At 51.3% G+C, this 19,817-nt stretch carries 17 protein-coding genes and 1 pseudogene; 12 read left to right on the top strand and 6 right to left on the bottom strand.

Going from position 1 to position 19,817, the window contains the following annotated elements; genetic code table 11:
• Positions 1 to 360 precede the first annotated feature (360 nt).
• Positions 361 to 978 carry an Arm DNA-binding domain-containing protein gene (locus tag BLS62_RS05950; RefSeq protein WP_244283623.1) on the top strand — a complete coding sequence of 206 codons (618 nt, stop codon included), beginning with the start codon at positions 361 to 363 and terminating at the stop codon, positions 976 to 978.
• Here BLS62_RS05950 and BLS62_RS05945 read toward each other — a convergent pair.
• The 4 genes and pseudogenes from BLS62_RS05945 to BLS62_RS05925 form a co-directional block, all read right to left on the bottom strand.
• A pseudogene (locus tag BLS62_RS05945) lies at positions 921 to 1,945 on the bottom strand (IS3 family transposase); the annotation flags it as partial. The gene BLS62_RS05950 and the pseudogene BLS62_RS05945 overlap by 58 nt on opposite strands.
• Before the next feature lie 1,023 nt (positions 1,946 to 2,968).
• Positions 2,969 to 3,742: an ABC transporter ATP-binding protein gene (locus BLS62_RS05935; protein ID WP_093178135.1), complete on the bottom strand. Its 774-nt coding sequence runs from the start codon at positions 3,740 to 3,742 to the stop codon at positions 2,969 to 2,971.
• The gene (locus tag BLS62_RS05930) at positions 3,739 to 4,800 is read right to left on the bottom strand and encodes a FecCD family ABC transporter permease (RefSeq protein ID WP_093178132.1); all 1,062 of its coding nucleotides are present in this window, start codon (positions 4,798 to 4,800) and stop codon (positions 3,739 to 3,741) included. The genes BLS62_RS05935 and BLS62_RS05930 overlap by 4 nt, the downstream gene beginning before the upstream one ends.
• A gap of 51 nt (positions 4,801 to 4,851) precedes the next feature.
• Positions 4,852 to 5,994, bottom strand: coding sequence for an ABC transporter substrate-binding protein (locus BLS62_RS05925; protein WP_093178129.1), 1,143 nt, complete (start codon positions 5,992 to 5,994; stop codon positions 4,852 to 4,854).
• A 469-nt stretch (positions 5,995 to 6,463) separates the two neighbouring features.
• Here BLS62_RS05925 and BLS62_RS05920 point away from each other — a divergent pair, with 469 nt between their 5' ends.
• From BLS62_RS05920 to BLS62_RS05895, 6 genes are all read left to right on the top strand, one after another.
• A complete protein-coding gene (locus BLS62_RS05920) occupies positions 6,464 to 7,324 on the top strand; it encodes a tyrosine-type recombinase/integrase (RefSeq protein ID WP_159436505.1) in 861 nt (286 codons plus the stop codon).
• A gap of 42 nt (positions 7,325 to 7,366) precedes the next feature.
• Positions 7,367 to 7,705, top strand: a complete 339-nt coding sequence (locus BLS62_RS05915; protein WP_093178124.1) for a transposase — start codon at positions 7,367 to 7,369, stop codon at positions 7,703 to 7,705.
• Positions 7,702 to 7,965, top strand: a complete 264-nt coding sequence (gene tnpB / locus BLS62_RS05910; RefSeq protein ID WP_093175362.1) for an IS66 family insertion sequence element accessory protein TnpB — start codon at positions 7,702 to 7,704, stop codon at positions 7,963 to 7,965. The genes BLS62_RS05915 and tnpB (BLS62_RS05910) overlap by 4 nt, the downstream gene beginning before the upstream one ends.
• A gap of 614 nt (positions 7,966 to 8,579) precedes the next feature.
• A complete protein-coding gene (ltrA, locus tag BLS62_RS05905; RefSeq protein WP_348271852.1) occupies positions 8,580 to 10,097 on the top strand; it encodes a group II intron reverse transcriptase/maturase in 1,518 nt (505 codons plus the stop codon).
• Between the two features lie 67 nt (positions 10,098 to 10,164).
• The gene (gene tnpB, locus BLS62_RS05900; RefSeq protein ID WP_143521606.1) at positions 10,165 to 10,323 is read left to right on the top strand and encodes an IS66 family insertion sequence element accessory protein TnpB; all 159 of its coding nucleotides are present in this window, start codon (positions 10,165 to 10,167) and stop codon (positions 10,321 to 10,323) included.
• Between the two features lie 63 nt (positions 10,324 to 10,386).
• A complete protein-coding gene (locus tag BLS62_RS05895) occupies positions 10,387 to 12,006 on the top strand; it encodes an IS66 family transposase (RefSeq protein ID WP_093178121.1) in 1,620 nt (539 codons plus the stop codon).
• Between the two features lie 458 nt (positions 12,007 to 12,464).
• Here the strand turns inward: BLS62_RS05895 and BLS62_RS05885 are convergent, their stop codons facing one another.
• A complete protein-coding gene (locus BLS62_RS05885) occupies positions 12,465 to 13,070 on the bottom strand; it encodes a hypothetical protein (RefSeq protein ID WP_093178119.1) in 606 nt (201 codons plus the stop codon).
• Positions 13,071 to 13,627: 557 nt separating this feature from the next.
• Here BLS62_RS05885 and BLS62_RS05880 point away from each other — a divergent pair.
• The 4 genes from BLS62_RS05880 (at position 13,628) to BLS62_RS05865 (ending at position 15,319) form a co-directional block, all read left to right on the top strand.
• The gene (locus BLS62_RS05880) at positions 13,628 to 13,876 is read left to right on the top strand and encodes a helix-turn-helix domain-containing protein (protein WP_093178117.1); all 249 of its coding nucleotides are present in this window, start codon (positions 13,628 to 13,630) and stop codon (positions 13,874 to 13,876) included.
• Positions 13,873 to 14,301, top strand: a complete 429-nt coding sequence (locus BLS62_RS05875; RefSeq protein WP_093178115.1) for a helix-turn-helix domain-containing protein — start codon at positions 13,873 to 13,875, stop codon at positions 14,299 to 14,301. Before BLS62_RS05880 ends, BLS62_RS05875 begins: the two co-directional genes overlap by 4 nt.
• A 105-nt stretch (positions 14,302 to 14,406) precedes the next feature.
• Positions 14,407 to 14,922 carry a hypothetical protein gene (locus BLS62_RS05870; RefSeq protein WP_093178112.1) on the top strand — a complete coding sequence of 172 codons (516 nt, stop codon included), beginning with the start codon at positions 14,407 to 14,409 and terminating at the stop codon, positions 14,920 to 14,922.
• On the top strand, positions 14,912 to 15,319 hold the full coding sequence (locus tag BLS62_RS05865; protein WP_093178110.1) for a DUF6362 family protein: 408 nt from the start codon (positions 14,912 to 14,914) through the stop codon (positions 15,317 to 15,319). The genes BLS62_RS05870 and BLS62_RS05865 overlap by 11 nt, the downstream gene beginning before the upstream one ends.
• Here BLS62_RS05865 and BLS62_RS05860 read toward each other — a convergent pair.
• A complete protein-coding gene (locus tag BLS62_RS05860; RefSeq protein WP_143521526.1) occupies positions 15,316 to 18,912 on the bottom strand; it encodes an AAA domain-containing protein in 3,597 nt (1,198 codons plus the stop codon). The two genes, BLS62_RS05865 and BLS62_RS05860, sit on opposite strands and share 4 nt — an antisense overlap.
• Before the next feature lie 547 nt (positions 18,913 to 19,459).
• Between BLS62_RS05860 and BLS62_RS05855 the strand changes: the two genes are divergently transcribed.
• The gene (locus BLS62_RS05855) at positions 19,460 to 19,723 is read left to right on the top strand and encodes a hypothetical protein (RefSeq protein WP_093178106.1); all 264 of its coding nucleotides are present in this window, start codon (positions 19,460 to 19,462) and stop codon (positions 19,721 to 19,723) included.
• Positions 19,724 to 19,817: the final 94 nt, after the last annotated feature.

Below are 19,817 nucleotides of genomic sequence, written 5' to 3'. Positions count from 1 at the left end.
GTTTTGGGTAAAAACTATCGGCCCGCGACTGACGGCAAGGTTGAAGCCCTTCGGCCTCTGATTTAAGCACCGTTTCACCTAATGTAGACGAACTTTCAATTGCTATTTGTATTATCAATAAGCACTTACTCTTTGAGCATTCTGTTTCTCATTTGATGCTCCTCATTTACGGTCCAGCGCCTATGAACGCCTATCCGCCTAGAGGCTCCTACCCTACACTTTCTCGATGTGCTCGGGCGTTGCACCCAAAGACTTTGATCTTGCAAATGCTGACACACTACGCATTACTTGGATGTTATGTGAGGGGAGTGTATTGTGCATAGTCGTCAACGCCTTGCAGAAAAAATTACCCGCGATGCTATGTCAACAGTGCGGCAATATCAGTTGTTTGACAATGTGGTTCCCGGCTTTGCGCTGGTGATCTACAAATCCGGCACCAAGGCGTTCAATGTGTCCTACCGCTTCAATGATCGCCAGCGCCGTTACACCATTGGCCAGTTGCCCGCCTGGAGCGTGGTGGCCGCTCGAGAACGCGCCAAAGCCATCCGCCGCGAAATTGAGATGGAGTACGATCCGCTGGGCAACTGCGAAGCAGAACGTGTTGTGCCACGCATAAGCGATTTGATTGACCGCTATATTGACGAGCACCTACCTAAACTCGCCGCCCGCAACCGCTCTGACCAGAGTTCCATGTTGACCAAGCTGGTATTACCGCAATGGCGTAACCGACTGGTACGTGAGATGGCCGCTGGATGCTACCGCCCCGCCAAGAAACTTTTGCGCCGAAGTGCGCCTTGCCCGACACCGATCCGCGCCAATCGCCTCGGTGAAATCTTGCGCAAGATGTTCAACCTCGCAGTACAATGGAAGTTGCGTTCAGATAACCCTGCCCAAGGGTTTCACAAGCGCCCAGAGAATGCCCGCGAGTGCTTCATGCCTTTACCCTGTAACCATTCTGCCAGATCACCAGAGACGTAGCTGGAGCCATTATCGCTTAGTAACCGGGGTTTGTGGGCAACGTGAACCTGGTCGCAAACTGATGCCTGCAACGCGAGATCCAATGTGTCGGTCACATCTTCAGCCCTCATGTTGGTGCAGAGCTTCCATGCAATGATATAGCGGCTGTAATCGTCCAGGATCGTGCTGAGATAGAACCACCCCCAACTGAGAACCTTAAGATAGGTGAAGTCCGTCTGCCAGAGCTGATTGATAGCTGTCGTTTTGTCTTTGAACTCACTCGCTGCCTTGATGACGATGAAGGCGGGGCTGGTGATCAGGTCGTGTGCCTTCAATACGCGGTAGACAGAAGCCTCTGATACAAAATACCTTTCACGATCAGTGAACGTAACCGCCAATTCCCGAAGTGATAGCTCAGTCTCCTTCAAAGCCAGCTTGACGACCTTGCGCCTTACCTCGTCAGGGATGCGGTCCCAGACGTGCTTGGGTTTGGGAGATTGATCATTCAGTCCAGCCTCTCCGCGCTGTAGATAACGGTCATACCAACGATAGAACGTGGTGCGGGGAATAGCGAGCTTGGCCAGTGTTTGGCGAGCTGATAGGTGGCCTTCGTCAACCAACCTGATGATCTCCAGCTTCTCAGATGCGACATACCTCATTCTGGGTCGCCCCCACCGTCGAACATGTTTTTTTTGAGCAAGCGGAGTTCAAGCGTTTGTTCAGCCACCACTTCCTTCAAATCGCGAGCTTCCCGGCGGAGGTCTTTAACCTCTTCAGTATTTGCCGCACACGCCGTGTCACCAGACAGACGCCGCTTGCCTGCTTCCATGAAGTCTTTCGACCACTTGTAGTAGATACCTTGTGATAAGCCTTCCCGGCGGCATAGCTCAGCAATACTGTCTTCACCGCGCAGCCCATCCAGCACGATCCTGATCTTTTCTTCTGATGAATAGGGTTTGCGGGTGGCGCGTTTGATATCTTTGACGATCTTCTCGCCAGGGCTATTGCCTGTTCCTGTTGTCTAGTTCATGTCCCACTCCTCAGTGGTTACGATGAGCCAAAAACACTCTCTTATCAAATACTGCTATTTGGACCCATAGGGGCTGACGTCAGACAATCAGGCGACAATGCCTATTTTAAAGAGGCTACAGCAGGTAGCACCCTCATTCCCACTCTCTCTGCATTATTTGCACTATTAGAAGATTATGGGTCGACTGGGCGTTTAGCAGATCTCTGTTCAAAAAACTACAACATTGCACAATGCAGCTTTGGGCTCCTGATGAGCAATCCGAACATGATCTTTTCTCTGGCGGGCAACTTCACGGTATTACTATTCCTGATTTACCTATTACCCATGACGGTAAGGAGTTATTAGAAATCTTAACTGTAGTAGTTTCCGATCATGACAAAACAAATGAACTTTCGACAATGAAGCACGGAATCTACCCACTCATTCTATTGGCATGCAGGCACTATAACTTTCCAGTACCACCAACTTTTTGGATTCCATCAGAACTGTGTGCTAAATTTCTGAAGAGTTGCATCAAATCACTTGCTTCCATACAACTTCCTGCGCAAGTCACCCCCGCAAAATCCAGACACAAAAAAACCGCTAAGCCATTGGCCTAGCGGTTTGAATTTTGGTTGCGGGGGCAAGATTTGAACTTGCGACCTTCAGGTTATGAGCCGCTTAGTTAGCAAATTCTTTAATTATTCATTTTCAACAAGTTAGATCACAAACCTCTGAAACAGCTTCACAACCATAACAAAACTCAAAGATATGATACGACACAAGACGGCGTCATGTACAGTTCAAAATGAATACGGCTGTTGACGTGGAACATTATGTAACCTCATCACAACAACAGTGCCGACTGCCATAGTTGTAATAGCGCAGATACGAAGCACGCAAAACCACCATCAACACAATTGAACCAGACACCATCCGAGCGGCCCTGAATTGATGCTCATATTTTGAAGTCTTTACCAGTTGACCTTTTGGGGTTGGAGATCAGGCAATGAGTTGTGCATCAACATAAAGCGAGCCGCGCTTAGTTCGTTCCAGCTGAGTGGAAACCTTATAAGTTTGATCAACCTCTGGTAAAGCCAGAACATCTGCTGGAAGGCCGTCCGCAAGTATCTCACCTTCACGCACCAGAATAAGACGATCGCAGAACTCTGCAGCAAGGTTCAGATCGTGAAGAGCAATCATCGCGGATATTTCATTTGAAGCGAGAGATTGCCGGATAGCGGTCATTATTGAAAGTTGATGATGCATATCAAGCGCACTGGTTGGCTCATCTAACAGGATCAGCTTTGGCTCCCGAACCAACGTTCTGGCAACGGCAACCATTTGCGATTGCCCACCTGATAGTTCAGATAGTCCCCGGTTCGCCAAATGAAGCAGGCCTAAGTCCCCAAGGATCTGCTCGACCTTCTGGATATTGTCATTGCTGACACGCCAGCCAGAGGTTTGTTTGAGAGCAAGAAGGATGCTTTCAAAAACTGAGAGATATGCATTGCAATGAAATGTCTGAGGCATATATGCAACCAGTCGCGACCGTGATTGCATTCTCATTTTCGCGAGGTTCTGCCCCTGCAGCAGCAAAGTGCCAGCGGTTGGCTTTATCAGGCCTGTTATCGCTTTAAAAAGGGTCGATTTACCTGCTGCATTTGGGCCGATCAGGCCAACCAGCTGCCCTGGTTCTATCTCCGGAAAGCTGATGTTTTTTAAGATTGGCGTCCGGCCATACCCTGCTGTGAGGTCTTCAATAAATAGTGTCATGACAATCTGTTTTTCCGCGTTGATAGAATGACTGAAATGAAGACCGGTACACCGATGAGAGCTGTAATAATTCCGATCGGATAAAGTATGCCGGGTGTGATCATCTTAGATAGGATTGAAGTCAACGACATCATGAGGCCACCAGTGAGTGCTGACAGTGGCAGGAAATAACGCTGATCTTCACCAACAATCATGCGTGCAATATGCGGCCCCACCAGCCCGACAAAACCAATAGTTCCTACAAAAGCAACCGCGGTTGCAGCCAGAATTGAAATAATAATAAGCATTTCGATTCTGAGGCGTTGCACATCAACACCCATGCTTAAAGCTGTTTCTTCCCCCATGCGCAATGCAGTCAGCTTCCAACTGCGCAACATACAAATCGGAATAACAACAGCGAGCAAAGCAGCTCCCAAACCTATTTTTTCCCAACTGGCGCGTGTGAGGGATCCCATCATCCAAAACACGATGCGGGAAAGTTGATCTTCTGAAGCCATATATTGCATCATCGCAAGAGCTGCGTTGAAAACGAAGAAGATGGCTATGCCGAAGAGGATAATTGTCTCGCTGCCAACGCCCTTCAGGCGGGCCGCCAATAAAATGAAAGCGCAAGTTCCCAATGCAAACAGAAAGGCATTCATGGTCACGATCAGATGACCGAGATTTGGGAGAACGCTCCATCCCAATACGATTGCTAAGGATGCACCAAAGCTGGCTGCAGATGAAACACCAAGCGTAAAAGGTTCCGCGAGAGGGTTATTCAAAATGGTCTGCATTTGTGCACCAGCAATGGATAGCATGACACCGACCAACACAGCTGTAATGGCGATAGGAAGGCGATAATCCCAAACGATCACTTCCATTCGCACGCCATGAGAAGTTTTGTCCCACAATATCTCTAAAACAGTAGAGAGCGGGAAATCGCCGGGGCCGTTGGCGATATCATAGACAAAGCTTGCAAGGAGCAACACTGCTGCAATGCAAAGGATGAAAATGCGCTTTCCAACGAGTGAAGAGTACTGTGTCACCGCTGGCTCTGACGCTGTAATACTGGTCATACTGCAAATCCTAAGAAACCCTGTGGGGGATGCCCACAGGGCTAAAGCTGATTACTGCTTAAGTGTCGCCCAGAAGACGCCGCTGAAATCGATTGGCAAGAAACGCTCGTGTAACTCTTTGAACGTTGCTTCCGGATCTAGATCCTTGAACTGCTCAGGGTTTGACCATTTAGCAAAGGCTTGCATTGCAACGAAGTGATATGGGCTGTTGTAAAACTGATGGTAAACGGTATGGAAACGACCATTCTTCACGGCTGAGAGTTCATCCCAACCACGGCGACCTGCCAAAACAGCCAGGCGTTCCTGAACCTGCTCTGGTTTAGCTTCATAGCCCAGCAATACTGCATTGGTGGATGGATTAGCCTCTGCCCAGTTTGCGCCGGTTCCGATAATGACATCAGGATTGTCAACGAAGAGCGCCTCAGGGTTCACCTTGCCACTAAAGCCGGGGAACAGACGAGTGCCCCAGTTAATGCCGCCGGAAAGATCGACTAAACGACCAAGGTTCGCGCTTCCAAACGTGCTGCAACATTTACCCGGATTATACCCGGCAGCTCGCTCAATGAAGACGACAGGCTTGTCCGCATCCTTGATTTTTTCCACTGTGCCGTAGATGGAAGACATGTTTTTGACGTAGAAGTCGATAAACTCATCAGCATTATCGCGTTGATCCAGAACACGACCCATGACCTGCAAGCTTGGAACCGTATTCAAAGTTGGGCGTTGGCGGAAATCAACAAAGACGACTGCGATACCGGCTTTTTCAAGCTTTGTAAGAATGCCGCTTTCCTGCGCTTTCAGCAAGTTCCCCAGATTAAGGAAAACGACCTGCGTGTTTGAGGTGATGAGGGTCTCAACACTATATTCGCCGGAGTAAGGGCTTCCGAGATTGGCGATTTTTGCTGCTTCAGGAAACACAGCAAGATACTTTCTGTAAGCATCCGGATCGTATTTGATCAGGTCATCTTTCCAGCCTACGACGCGCTTGAACGGGTTTTTGCGGTCAAGCAATGCAAGGGAATACAGCATCCGGCCTTCGCCAAGCACGATGCGAGACGGGTTTTTCTCAACTTCTACCGTACGACCAGCAATGTCCGTAATAGTGATTTTCTCGGCAAAGGCTGAGTTTATTCCAAGACCCGCGATCACAGCAAAAACTGCTCCAATACCGCGAAGTGTTTTCGTGAGCTTCATAAAAAATGTCCTTTAGAGAATAACGCACAGGTTACCAGTTTGTGTAGTGCGGTCATTCACTTGGTACTTAAATATGAGTTATTTAGTCAAGTTATAATATATGAATATAAAGCTCATAATTTACAATTGTGGGTTTCTTGCTTTGAAATTGGACTGAGATTGCGCAACACATGTGCTCACGCCCTTCTCCTTTTCATGGCGCACAGCCATTTTGGCAACAATATCCACTTAGTTTAACTCTGAAATTTTCGAGAATTACCCATTCTCATTTGGCATTCTTTATTGATCCCTTCCCCCCTTGATAGCCTTCTTTGTCCTTCCGACACCCATGAACGCCCATGAATGCCTATACGCCTAGAGGTGACTATCTCTAGGATCTCCTCGTTTACGTGCCATACCCTAAGACTTTGATCTTGCAAGAGCTGGCACACTACGCATTACTTGGATGCTATGTGAGGAGGAGTGTATTGTGCCTAGTCGTCAACGCCTTACAGAAAAGATAGCGCGTGCAGCAAAGCCCACCGTGCGCCAATATCAATTGTTTGACACTGAGGTCTTGGGCTTCGCCTTGGTGATCTATAAATCCGGTTCCAAGGCGTTTAATCTTTCCTACCGTGTCAATGGCCGCCAACGCCGTTATACCATTGGCATGTGGCCCGCATGGAGCGTGGTAGCTGCACGAGAACGCGCTAAAGCCATCCGCCGTGAGATTGAAATGGAGTACGATCCACTGGGCAACCGGGAAGCAGAACGTGTTGTGTCACGCATAAGCGATTTGATCGACCGCTATATCGACGAGCACCTACCTAAACTCGCCGCCCGCAACCGCGCTGACCAGATTTCCATGCTGACGAAGCTGATATTGCCACAGTGGCGCAATCGGTTGGTGCGCGAGATTTCTCCAGCCGATGTCAACAAGCTCTTACGTGAAATGGCTGCTGGGCGGCACCGTCCCGCCAAGAAACTACTGCGCCGATCTGTCCCCTGCCCAACACCGATCCGTGCCAACCGGCTTGGTGAGATCTTGCGCAAGATGTTCAATCTGTCTGTGCAATGGAAGATGCGCTCAGATAACCCAGCTCAAGGGTTTCACAAGCGTCCTGAGAATGCGCGTGAGCGATTTCTGTCCTTTGACGAGATCAACCGTCTCTCTACAGCACTGGAGAACAGCGAGGACACACGCGGGGCCGATGTAATCCGCCTGTGCCTGCTCACCGGTGCTCGCCTTGGAGAAGTACGCCATGCTCGCTTTGAGCACTTTAATCTGGAACTGCTCACGTGGTTTAAGCGTAACCGTCCGCTCAGGACCGCCTTACTTGGTTGCGTTTGATTGAGTATTTTCTTCTTCAGTTTTAGTTGAGGAGGCAAGTCATTGTTGGATGAATCGAGGCCACGGCGGTCGTGGACACGGGTAGAAAAGGCGGCAATCACTGCGCAAGTTGGGGTTGATGGAGCAACGCTGTTTGATGTTGCGCAGAGCCATGGTGTCGGCCGGTACTTGCTGAAGCGATGGATGGCTCAGTACTGCGACAGCAACACAAGTGAAAACACGAAGGCTCCCATTTTTGTGCCTGTTGTTGTTACTGATCCTGAGCCTTCAGGACCCACCGTTATTGAGGTTGGGCTCGGGAACGGTCGCAGCCTGAGGGTTTCCAGTGACTTAAGTGATGCGCAGGTTCGCCGGTTTATTGGGCTGGTGGAAGCGACATGATCGGGCCGGGAACAGGTGTGCGGGTTTATCTTGCGTGCGGTGTGACGGATATGCGCAAGGGCATTGCGGGTCTGGCCGCTTTGGCGGAGACGGAATTACGCCAGCGCCCTGCAAATGGCGCCGTGTTTGCGTTTCGCGGTCGGCGCGGCGATCGGATCAAGTTGCTTTACTGGGATGGTCAGGGATTTTGCCTTTACTACAAGGTGCTGGGTGCGCCTCGAACCTGGTTTCGACCGGGGCGCTTATGTTTGGAATTCTAGTGAAAGGAGGGGTTTCCTTTAACAGACCGTCCTTTACTGCGAAAGGGCGAGAGCCGAAGCGGCGGTGATTTGTCGTGAACTGGCAAGGTGACGTAGCCCGTGGGATAAAGAGATGTGCGACGAAGCCATTAAGTCAAGACCCATCTTCAGGCTGAGTATTGGAAGGTTGAGGAACACGAACCGGCTAAACCGTATCTGAGGGGCTGAATTGTAGCCTCCGCCTACATGGCTTAACAGGCGGAACATCGGTCGCGCCATGGATTTCATGACCGGAAGCGCGCAAACCGACAGCGTACTCCAGAAACGCTTTCGAGGGTGTCGTCAACTTATGCAGTTTGTTGGCGATGGCCGATGCCGACTTGCGGGACGCAAGGGAAAAGACTACGGCCGGCAGCCTAACCAATACGCTTTAAGTCCAACATAGGAACGAGGGAAGGCGTGTGCCGAATGAGGTTGGTATATTTAATACTCGCAAGGGAGTTCACCCCGATGACGGCCACGCTGGCGGAGTTCCCGTAGTAGTCCGAGATAGGGAAAGCCTGTCACATGGCGAAGGGGAACAGTTCAAGCTGCTTAGGGCTGCACATTAACTGACCACAACGAGGTGAAGACCTTTGATAATCAGCGACATGCAACACAAGCTTGCGAAATGGGCGCAGGACGAGCGAACCAGAAGATTTGATCGCCTCTTACGCTTAATTGCCGATCGGACTTGGCTGACTGAGGCTGCCCGGGTTGCCTTGGCGTCGAGCGGCGCAAAGACCCCGGGCGTAGATGGCGTGGACCGAGATCGTTTCCGACAAAATGAGGAGGAACTCCTTGCGACGTTGGGGCGATCTCTGCTGGATGGGACCTATGCGCCCGCTCCAACACGACGCGTCTACATCCCGAAAGGGAACGGAAAGCTGAGACCGTTGGGAATACCGACACTGACGGATCGCATAGTACAGCGCGCCATGCTGATGGTGATGGAGCCGATTTGGGAAAGCGACTTCAGTCCTTACTCATATGGTTTCAGGCCACAGCGTAGCGTGCACCACGCGATCCGGGCCGTTTTGATGCAGACAACGGATGGCAGGAACACAAAGGGTCGCTGGGTGATCGAAGGTGATCTAGCAAGCTACTTTGATACTGTCCATCACCGCAAGCTGCTCTCGTGTGTGCGCAAGCGCATCCGGGACAAACGGTTTATCGCACTGCTCTGGAGGCTTTTGAAGGCAGGTCACATCGATAAAGGCCTCTTCTGCGCCGCCAGCAAGGGCGTTCCTCAAGGCGGGGTTCTTTCTCCGCTTCTGTCCAACATTATGCTCAATGAGTTTGATCGTTGGATGGATGAGAAATTCCTTGGAAAAGCAGCGCGCAACAAACGTCGTGGTTGGAATGAGAGCGTCAGAAAAGCCAGCCCTGTGGCGGTTCGTGAGAACCGCTGTCGCAGACCGGCAGTGTCCTATTGCCGTTATGCCGATGACTTTGTTGTCATCGTCAAAGGCACGAAGGCACAGGCGCTCGCGGTACGCGAGGAATGCCGAGCATTCCTGGAAGGCGATCTGGCATTGACGTTAAACATGGAGAAAACCCATGTCACTCATGTTAATGATGGGTTTGTCTTTCTCGGTCACCGGATCATTCGCAAACGCGGTCCCCGTGGCGTGATGCGGCCAGTAACGACCATTCCCCGAGAGAAAACCAGCGGTTTCAAACATCGACTGGTTAAGGCTCTTAGCGGCGACCACAATACGCCCCATACCGACATGATTAAGCGGCTAAACCGCCAACTCATGGGTTGGGCAAACTTCTATCAGTTCACCGATTACACATCCAAGGTCTTCCAGCACGTCGATACCGTCGTGTTCTGGAAAATGGCACATTGGCTGGGGCGCAAGTATCGCTCGCGCATCTCTCGTCTGATGCGAAAGTGGTTCGCGCGGCCGTATGGCTTAAAAGCCAAGACATGGATGGTGCACTCGATGACGAAAGAAGGAGTACGCGTTTCAAGCATCTTGTACCGGCTAACCAATCATCAGCGCGGGCAATTCCGCTGGAAGACACCACGTTCAAATCCTTATCTTCGGGAAAAGAACGAGGCTCCTTTCTACGAAACGCACTATCGTGGTCTCGTGCTGGCTTTCTAGCCAAGCTTGAATGGAGAGCCGTATGCGGTGAAAGCCGCACGTACGGTTCGGAGGGGAGAAACGTCAGCTGTGGCTGACGTCTCTTACCCTACAAAAGGGTCGGTTCCCGTGGCCTTCACCAGTCGATGGCTCAGCCCGACTTACCTCAGCACAGCTGGCCATGCTGTGGGAAGGGATGGACTGGAGACGCCCCAGTTGGGGAGCTCCGCCCGTTCGAATGGGGTGAATATCTTGGGTTTTGAATGAGGTATTACTTTGATATTGGAGATATATGAGGTAAAATACCCATATGAACCAGTCTCTTAACTCCCTTCCTGATGATCCAGTTTTACTCAAGGCCATGGTGCTGGCGTTGCAGGGAAAGGTTGAGAGTTTACAAGCCAATGAGCAGGCCCATCTGGTTCTGATCACATGGTTCAAACAAGCTTTGGCCAAGTTGCGCAGGCAACGCTTTGGCGCATCTTCAGAAAAGATCGACCGCGAGATTGCCCAGCTTGAACTGGCGCTGGAAAACCTGGAGACTGCCCACCCATGCCAGGAGCCGGAAGATGAGCAGTTGCCCGTGCCGGAACTGGCCACCTCCACACTTGAAGAGCCCCCCAAACCGACCCGCGGCAAACCTCGGGTGCGTAGCGATGTGGAACGCGAGCGGGTCACTCTGCAGTCACCCAAAGCGTGCCCCGAGTGTGGCGGCGAGCTGCGGCTCATCGGGGAGGATGTGTCTGAGCTGGTGGAGTTCATCACCGCAAAGCTAAAGGTGATTGAAACAGCGCGGCCCAAGACGTCCTGCCGGGTGTGCGAGAAAATCGTGCAAGCTCCAGCACCAACCCGGCCCATTGAAAAATCCAGTGCCGGAGCCAGCTTACTGGCGCATATTCTGGTCTCCAAGTTCGATGATCATTTGCCGCTATACCGTCAGAACGAAATCCTTGCCCGGCATGGCATTGATATTCCCCGCTCTACTCTGTCGGACTGGTGCGGGCTTGCCATGAAAACGCTGGCTCCGCTGAGCGAACTGCTTAAAGCTGAGGTGATGCTCTCAGATCGCTTGCATACCGATGACACACCCATTGATGTCCTGGGTCGCCAGTTCAAGGCGGCGAGCGGTTCCGGCAAAGCTTCGAGGCAGGGCCGGATCTGGACCTATGTGCGCGATGATCGCCCCTTCGCAGGAGAGGCCCCGCCTATTGCTGCCTATTGGTTCTCCGCAAATCGCAAGGCTGACAACCCGCGATGCCACCTCAAAGAGTTTTCCGGCATTCTGCAGGCCGATGCCTATGCCGGCTACAAGCAACTTTATGACAGCGGGGACATTAAAGAAGCCGCCTGCTGGGCGCATTGGCGCCGCGACTTCCATGATATCTTCACCGCCACCAAATCAGAACTGGCCAGATACGCACTGGAGCAGATCGGTAAGCTTTATGACATTGAACGTCAGATCAGCGGAAAACCACCAGACCTGCGGCATGAAGTGAGGCAGAAGCACAGTAAACCCATCGCTCAGGCCTTCAAGGCCTGGTGCGAGGCTCAGCTTACCCGCATCTCAGGCAAATCACCGCTGGCCAAAGCCATCCGTTATGGCCTCTCCCGTTGGCACGCCTTCACCTTGTTCCTCGACGAGGGTCGCGTCGCGATCGACAACAATGCGGCTGAGCGCGCAGTCAGACCTATTGCATTGGGCCGTAAAAACTTCTTATTTGCCGGATCAATGGCCGGCGGAGAAACTCTGGCGGACGCCATGACGTTGATTGAAACCGCCAAACTCAATGGTCTCAACCCGCAGGACTATCTCACAGATGTCCTTGCCCGCATCAACGATCACATGATCAACCGCCTCCACGAGCTCCTGCCATGGAACTGGAAGCCGGACGCAAAATCACAGCGTCAAGCCCAAATCATGGCGCCTTGAGCGGACGGTTACGTTTAAGCCGGCCACAACCACTAAGCAGAAGCGCACCCACCGCCTGCCTATTTCCGCAGAAGTGGCTGATCTAGTGAGACGGCGGTCGGATCTTGTATCAGAGGACTGCCCCTGGCTGTTTCCAGGGGACGGGACTGGCAAGCCCGTTCATAAAATGCGCCGGTATTGGCAGGGCATCTTGAAGGAGGCGGAAATATCTGATGTGCGCATTCATGACTTGCGTCACACCTTTGCATCTCTGCTCGTATCAGGTGGTGCATCTCTTGAAGTCATAGGTCGTCTACTAGGTCATACTCAGATGAGCACTACACAACGCTATGCCCATCTAATGGAATCTCCATTGCGTGATAGCGTCAATGCGGTGGCGGAGTATGTGAAACAAAAACCATCACAACAAACACAGCAGGTTGCTGCATCGCCTCCCCCCAACACGCCTGCACCTCCCTCTAATCCTCCCGCTCCTTCTTCAGTGCCTCCCAAATGGGGCGAATACGTCGGCGGATGGTACTCATATCAGGCGCCTCTCCGGTTGGAGACGCCTCAATAAACCAGGCTTGCACTTCGTTCGCCAGTTCTTGCATGGCAGCTGGCACGCCTTCAGCAAAGATATGCACGCAGAGCGGTGCCCACATTCCCTCCCAATCATATTTCGGCTCACGCCCACCTTTGCCAGCGCGCTGGGCAAGGCCATACTTCTCTTCAAAGCGATAAAGATCGATGGCCGGGATCCAGAGCTCATCTGGCTGGACCCTCAAGCCTTGTTCTGGCTTGGTCACATAGAGCAACTCAGTACAGTCTTGATGAAACGGGATAACACGCCGGACCAAACAACAGCGGGAGCGCTTTCCGGTTGTACTCAGCATCTTGAACAGATCTGATCCGAACAGTTCCACCATGCCAAATACGCGCCGATCACCACAGGCGATATGCGGCGTACTGGTGACAATGCGGAAGCGACCAACTTCTGCCCAGCCAGCAATAGTGCCGAGCGGCGCTCCCCAACGTGCACCAGCTTCAATTAAGGTGAAATACTCTTTTGATGGCAGCGTCATTGGTTTCCCTCCCCTCACGCAACCCAAACATCATGAAGAAGAAAAGTTGAGGCGCGAGGCAAACCACCTGCGTCTAATATCTGCTGTTTGACTCCTGCCTTGTGGCATCCAGCTTCTATTGGGCCTCATCAAAAAACACGCCGCCGCATGTATTTCACATTCAGCCTGCCGTTTAGGTCAGGTTATTTCCAGTAAAACTTAAGACCTTTACCGGCTAACAACAGGCCAATCTCTCAATTGTGCTATCCCAACAAAGTTGATTTGACCAATACGTCAGCCTTTTGAAATACTAAAAGATTTTGCAGCGACTGAAATTCTAAAATTACCTATTGATATCTATAGGACATTCCGAATCCTCATAATCTAAACGAGATGAGTTTTGTGCTTCATTGCATATATTGGACTGCGTTATTCATGGTCCAGCTTCATCCCGATAGGCAGTGCCTAAGCGTTTGAACGCCTATGAACGCCCATCAACGCCTACGTGCCTATTGACCTTCCATGCTTAACTTTTCCGCAAACCGTTTGAACCCGAGCGGTCACTATTGGAGGAGCACATGGAAGACAACGTCCCTACCCCAGAACCTGAACAAACAGAACCTAAGGCCGTTCTCGATGGTTGGATGACACGGGCTGAGCTTGCCAAAGAGCTAGGCGTTTGCGTTGACACTCTGAGCCGCTGGCAGACCATGCGCATTGGACCGCCGTGCGTGCGCACAGGACGGCGGGTGTTCTATCGCCGGGAAGGTGTACTCGACTGGCTCAGGCAAAAGGAAATTCGCGAGAACCGGATCTCAAACCTATGAGCGTTCAAGCCATCACCTGGGCCTATGGGCGGAGCGACATCACCGATCCAATCGAGAAGTTTGTGCTCATCACCATCGCCAACTTTGCAGATGAGTACGGCCTGTGCTGGCCATCGCAAGCCACGTTGCAGGAGGCGTGCTGCTGCTCGGAGCGCAAACTCCGCAACTGTCTAACCCATCTGGAAGCGCTGGGCCTCATCACACGCTATCAGCGTCGTCGCGCCAATGGCTCACGCAGGTCCGATATTTTCGCCCTTTCAGGCTTTGCCGAACGCAAGCCTATCACCGATAAAAATGACCATCCTGCCCTTGAAAATCTGGAGGCGATCAAACCAGGAACAACCAACCGGCACCACGTGCCGGAAGGCCCCTCCAGCAACCGGCATGTGGTGCCGCTACCAACCGGCACGTGGTGCCCCCCTTGAACCGTCATTTAGAACCATCAAAAGAACCTTTTCCCCCTATCCCCCAAAACACGGTCTGTGAACAACTTCGGGCAAAACCCAAAGTGCCAACCAAGGAGAAATCCCATGAGCAATCTGTTCGATCCCATGAACCCTCCAAGCGCAAAAAATCCATTTCCCATGTTTGGCAGAGAGCCTGGGATGAGGCTCTTGCAGCAGCTGGTAGCAACGCGATCAGAACGACGTCAGGCGCAACGAACAGCTCAGGAGATTGAGGAATTGGAGCAACTCCTCAGCACACTCACGCAGGCCAACACACCTGGAGGGTCAAAACCAGTTGGCCTGGCTGTCGGACAGCTTCTCAACCACTATCCGCAGAAGCGGCTCTCACCAGAGGCCATCACTCAGCTCATCGAGGATTGGATCCAGGATCTGGGCTGCTATCCAACGGACGTAATCTTTGCCGCTTGTCAGGCTTGGCGGCGCAGCAGCAAGACTGTCGCTCCCACACCCGGCCAGCTCATCACCTTGGCAGAGCACATCATGGCAGCTCGCAACTTCCACATCCGCGTGCTGCACAGCGTTTTGGAAGCGCAAGAGACGCTTCACACATGCAGCTCGGAGATTTCTCATGGCACTTAGCACAACAGACATCGTTGATCGCCTGGAGCTTGCTGCTGGCACCTTGCGGCGCCTTCCCAACCCACCGAGGTCATCTCCACGGCGCGATGGCAACACCTGGCCGCAGGTGATCCATGATGTTCATGAAGCCTATGGTTACAACAAACCTCAAATCCGGGCGGTACCCAGCGCTAAAGATATAGGGCTCATGGAAGAAGCCATCGATTGGCTGCGGTACGTGCCAGAGCCCGACGACAGGAAAATACTCTGGATGCGCGCAGAAGGCTTCCGCTGGCGACCCATCTGCATTCAGGTGGGGCTCACGCGTTCCACGGCTCATCGCCGTGCTGTGGCAGCTGTACTGACCATCCAAAAATTACTCAGTTGCCCCAGCATGCGCAATTTGGAACGTCGTTAGGCAAATGTGCTCTCGTTGTACTCCGCCCATACCTCATCAATCATCTGATTGACTTCAGCTCCTCTCAAGAGAAATGCTCTCTCTTGTTGCGAGAAGGTTTGACGGTTAGCACTGAGCCAGTTGAAACTCCCCTCCACGATAAAATCGTGATCAACGCAGAGCGTCTTATTGTGCACGTTGCGTGCTGCTGTCAGCTTTACACCACTATCCTCCAGCAGTTTGCGCCCATCGACAAACCACTGATTATTAGCTTCTTTGAGCACGTCATAGACGATGCGAACATCAACGCCCCGTTTCACAGCTGCATGGTACAATTCGATGACGTTATCTTCCTCGATTGCTGCTCGCGATAAAAACGGGGAAACAACGAGCAGACGGTTTTGGGCTTGTTCAAATGCCTGTCGCAAAATCGCTTGAAACTGCTGCAGAGTTTCTAATCGCTCAGGCATGATCCCAGGAAGCGTGGTCAGCTTCGGAGCCCCATCAACATTCTTGATTTCGTTTTGGGGGTCATCAAATAATCGGCGCGCCAAAATACTAGAGGCGTTCCGCCCTGATGGGTTCATGATGTTCATGTCACCAAAAACTAAGAAGCTAAGTTTTGCACGACTCACAGCAACATTGAGGATCGAAGCGTCACTATCAAAGAACAGGGAATGTACCTTCTTTAATGAATTCGCTGAGTATGTGGTCGAAAAGATCACAATAGGTCGCTCTGCACCTTGGAGAGCATGCACCGTCCCTACGGTGATATCATCCTTAATCCCTTGCTTAGTCAGCGCTGACTTAATCGCTTGTGCCTGAGATTTAAATGGTGAAATCACCGCTACTGCTTCACTCAATTTACCTTCTGGCAGATTTGCCTGTTTCAGCAGTACCTCTCTATTTTCAGAGATCCACTGGGCAATAGCAGAGGCTTCCGAGGGATTCGCCCAGCTTCCACCCTGCTTATTAGCGCGACCTTGTATGTGCGCGTAACCCAGCGGAGGCAGCATGCCTTTTTCACGTGGCGCTAGCCCCTTCAAAGGCTGCATCTGACCGCTATAAAATGCATCATTGCAGTATGAGATGATATCATCGTAGCAGCGCCTATGTTCGCGAAGGAACATACCATCTCCACCTTCACGGTTGTAGCAACTGACAGCCATTGCAGCTGCCATAAGGCTCCCGGTTCCGGCCCTAAAGCCACAGTCTTCTGCTTGTCCGTCCTGCCCACCACCTGCTAAATCTGCAAATGCTTCAGTCAGGCCAGAGGCTTCAATGTTTCCCAGATCGACAAAATCCGGTAGCTTAGACACCGGTTTGATTTGCTTAACGTCCCCAATACAGACGGCTGCCTTTGCTAAGGCAAATGGAGCAGCACCAATATGTGGAGCGCTCTGACCAGCTTCATCAACGATAATCAAATCGCAAAAGCCCCAAAGAGGCTCTAACTTGAAGCCTCCGCTTTTACCGCGCCTGAGATTGAAGAACTTTGCGGCCTGGAAAAATGTTGCAACAAAACATGGCGTCAGCATCGCGTAGCGATGCAAGCGCTCTTTTACTGTCTTCTCCCCGCTATTTGCGTTGATATCGCCTTTTTTGGAACTTTCCGCTTCGACCTTAGGGAGATACTGAGCCATCTCCTCCAGCCAGCGAGCTTCCCAATAACGGCATGCCAACATGAACATGTCACGGCGCAAAACTCTGTCTAGAAGTTCCTGCGTCTTGTTTGGCTGGGACCATTCAGGCATTTCGATGAACTTTCGCCCTTCGATACCAAGCTTTAAGAGCAAGCTATTCAAACGCTCCATGCTGGCTTGAAATTGCTTCTTGTCTGTCTGCAGGCCTTCAAACTCAAACCGATAAACATCTAAATCTCTAATCTGAGATTCCAGCTTATGACACTCAGTTTTTTGAGCTGCGATCTGCTGATCCAGAAACTCTTCCGCCTTAATAGGCTTCCGACAATCCAAAAGCGCGTTTGCAACATCGAACGCTTCATGTTCACGGAAAAACTTGGCTGATCTGCGGACCCTTCGACGAGGGAAGAGCCAATCAAGAAAACCAGCAGTGTTTAGCAGCTCACGCCCTACATAAAGCTCATGACTTATGTGCCGTTCTTTGGCAGATTTTGCTTCTTCAAGACCTTCAACGACGGGTGCAGCTCCATTCCACTGACAATGCCTCAAGCGCTCTTCGATTTCTTCCACCACACTTGCGCAGTCAGAACCGTACTTTTTTGCCACTGTAGCGATCACGAAACATTCGGCAGAGAAAGCTTTCAGCTGAGTGTCTAGTCTTTTCAAGCGCTGATGTAGAGCTAGTTTAACATCAATGACGCTTTCAAAGCTTTTTGAGAATGCGGTTTCCGCAGCTTCAATAAAATGGGATTTTGCAGCTTGGAAGTACTCTCGACGTTCAAAGAGGGTATGCCCTCCGCACCATCGGCGTTTGTTCCCATCGATCTCAAGCGTCATCGTCAAAACTTGGTTCACGTCAACGTTTTCTACCTGGCCTTCAGATGCGAGATAAGCGCCGAGGGTGTCGACTGCGACATCAGTGGAAAGAACCTCACGAGGAGACGGCAGCCACCTTTTACTCAAAGTGCTTTCATCGCTACTATTCGCTGCCTCTGCCAAGCTCTGATTTAAGTTCAGTACGGCTTGGTTATTCGCCGAGCATGCGAGAACAACAAACGGGTCTTTTCCTCGTAATGCGGCCTCAACAATACCGTTTGCCAATACAGACTGCATTAACGTCGTTTTTCCGGTCCCGGGAGGACCTTCAATGGCAAGCACTTGTCCAGTATTAAGCGCTGAAACCTGCGCTTGAGCTTCTCGTTGAGAAGGAGAAAGTCCAAATTCTTTTGCGATGTGCCCACAATGGCGCGCAAGGGCGTCCTTTGAGTAACCATCCAGTGCTTGAGCACTCGAGCTCTTCAAATCAATAAATGCCTGAAGCGAAGTTTTGCCGCGTTGCTCACTTGCAACTTGCTTAAATCCTTTCAGGTTCTCAGCAAGGTTGCGAGCAATGCCCTTCACCTCTGCTGCTCTTAAGCTCAAGATACCTGTATTTTTGTTATCTTTGAGAATGGCTTCAAGCGGTCTTCCGTTTACCTTCTCCCAGAGCTCATTCATGTAGCGCACCTGCTCACTCCAACCACCTTGAGTGAGCATGAATTTGTGGCTTTTGTGAAAAGCCTCTTGAGCTGCTGCCTCACCAATCAAAACATCTGCATTCGCGTTTGGCGACAGCATATCCCTCACAAGAAACGGCGGTGTCTCCGTATCAGTAGCTAGTCGCCCTTCCCGGTCAACAGAAGCAGTTATCCAGATTGGTGCGTAGTCTTTAGGCCTCTGCCCCAGAACTGCGCGGCGAAACGAGAAAGGCGCAATCATGACCGCAAGCTCTTCGACCATTGGCTCACTTGGCTGCCTCTTTTGCGCATTGCGATCTGCCTCCGCAAACAACTCCTGACAGAGAGCGAGAGGAAGGACGCCTCCTTTTGCTCTATCCCAATTGATGGGTACATTAACGCCCTTCTTAATATCGGGCGCGCAGTATTCCATATCGCGAAGAGATAAAATCCAGTAATCGATGAGTTCTGACAAAGGACTATCTTTAAATTTCTAGCCTGCACAAACTACAGTTAACTGCTCTGAAGCTAGCTTTAACCGACGGTACCGCTGTGGGTTACACTTACAAGTTTCATAGCACCTTAGGCGTTCCGGTTCTGCTGAACAATCATCAGCTTTTAGGTGTTTCCCAATGGCTTGCAAAGAGGCATATGCTTAGAGCTATCTAATTCCAGAATGTACAACTAAAGCTCTTCACTACCGGCTAATGCCATGGGTTTGTGGAGGAATTCCGTTTCCTTGCATTGACACCTTGCCACATTCATCGCATGTTCATCTTGAGGCGTCAGAACCTTTCACAAGTAGCGGTCACCGTTGCCGTTATTCGGCGGTCATTTTGCGTTGGAGTTAGCCCTCCTTACGCAAACTCTCGCTTATGGGCGGGAGGGCGGTGAATACAATACCCTTCGCGGGGGAATAAACCCGCCTGTCTACTTGCAGGTTCTGAACCTCCCGCTCGCCAGTGGGCCGTCAGAAGCCTTCTGCTGAGTGGTTGTTCAACACCCAAAGTAGAGGGCTTGAAATGACAGAAACTGGTAAAGAGAAATGTGCCCATACGTCCCTTCGCAATGAAGTGGATCAGCTTCGATTATCAACCAACCACCTCAAAAATCTAGTCTATTCCATGAGCGTGGTGATGAGCGAACGCATGGAGCATACCCAGGAATATGAAGCGTTGCTGACGCTGTTTGATGCTGTGCGCAATCACATAGAAGATGTGCAGGGATGTAGCGAGAAGATATCCGAGCTGCTTGAACCTTGCGCACTGGAAGTCTCAAAAGACTAAAAAGCATTGGAATGTTCTAGCTTGGGAGGCACAGTGCCTCTCAGGCCTTTTTGGTTTTGACCTGAGTTTTGAAAGCTCACCCATAGACCGGGAA

Origin of the sequence: Pseudovibrio sp. Tun.PSC04-5.I4 (assembly GCF_900104145.1) — a bacterium.
Classification (GTDB): domain Bacteria; phylum Pseudomonadota; class Alphaproteobacteria; order Rhizobiales; family Stappiaceae; genus Pseudovibrio.
This window is presented reverse-complemented; position numbering and strand designations above follow the sequence as displayed.

Excerpts from the sequence above, each read along its gene's own strand:
- BLS62_RS05895 (WP_093178121.1), top strand. The coding sequence starts at position 10,387 with ATGAACCAGTCTCTTAACTCCCTTCCTGATGATCCAGTTTTACTCAAG.
- BLS62_RS05855 (WP_093178106.1), top strand. The coding sequence starts at position 19,460 with ATGACAGAAACTGGTAAAGAGAAATGTGCCCATACGTCCCTTCGCAAT.
- BLS62_RS05925 (WP_093178129.1), bottom strand. The coding sequence starts at position 5,994 with ATGAAGCTCACGAAAACACTTCGCGGTATTGGAGCAGTTTTTGCTGTG.
- BLS62_RS05865 (WP_093178110.1), top strand. The coding sequence starts at position 14,912 with ATGGCACTTAGCACAACAGACATCGTTGATCGCCTGGAGCTTGCTGCT.
- tnpB (WP_093175362.1), top strand. The coding sequence starts at position 7,702 with ATGATCGGGCCGGGAACAGGTGTGCGGGTTTATCTTGCGTGCGGTGTG.
- BLS62_RS05885 (WP_093178119.1), bottom strand. The coding sequence starts at position 13,070 with ATGACGCTGCCATCAAAAGAGTATTTCACCTTAATTGAAGCTGGTGCA.
- BLS62_RS05880 (WP_093178117.1), top strand. The coding sequence starts at position 13,628 with ATGGAAGACAACGTCCCTACCCCAGAACCTGAACAAACAGAACCTAAG.
- BLS62_RS05950 (WP_244283623.1), top strand. The coding sequence starts at position 361 with ATGTCAACAGTGCGGCAATATCAGTTGTTTGACAATGTGGTTCCCGGC.
- BLS62_RS05930 (WP_093178132.1), bottom strand. The coding sequence starts at position 4,800 with ATGACCAGTATTACAGCGTCAGAGCCAGCGGTGACACAGTACTCTTCA.
- BLS62_RS05870 (WP_093178112.1), top strand. The coding sequence starts at position 14,407 with ATGAGCAATCTGTTCGATCCCATGAACCCTCCAAGCGCAAAAAATCCA.
- BLS62_RS05935 (WP_093178135.1), bottom strand. The coding sequence starts at position 3,742 with ATGACACTATTTATTGAAGACCTCACAGCAGGGTATGGCCGGACGCCA.
- BLS62_RS05875 (WP_093178115.1), top strand. The coding sequence starts at position 13,873 with ATGAGCGTTCAAGCCATCACCTGGGCCTATGGGCGGAGCGACATCACC.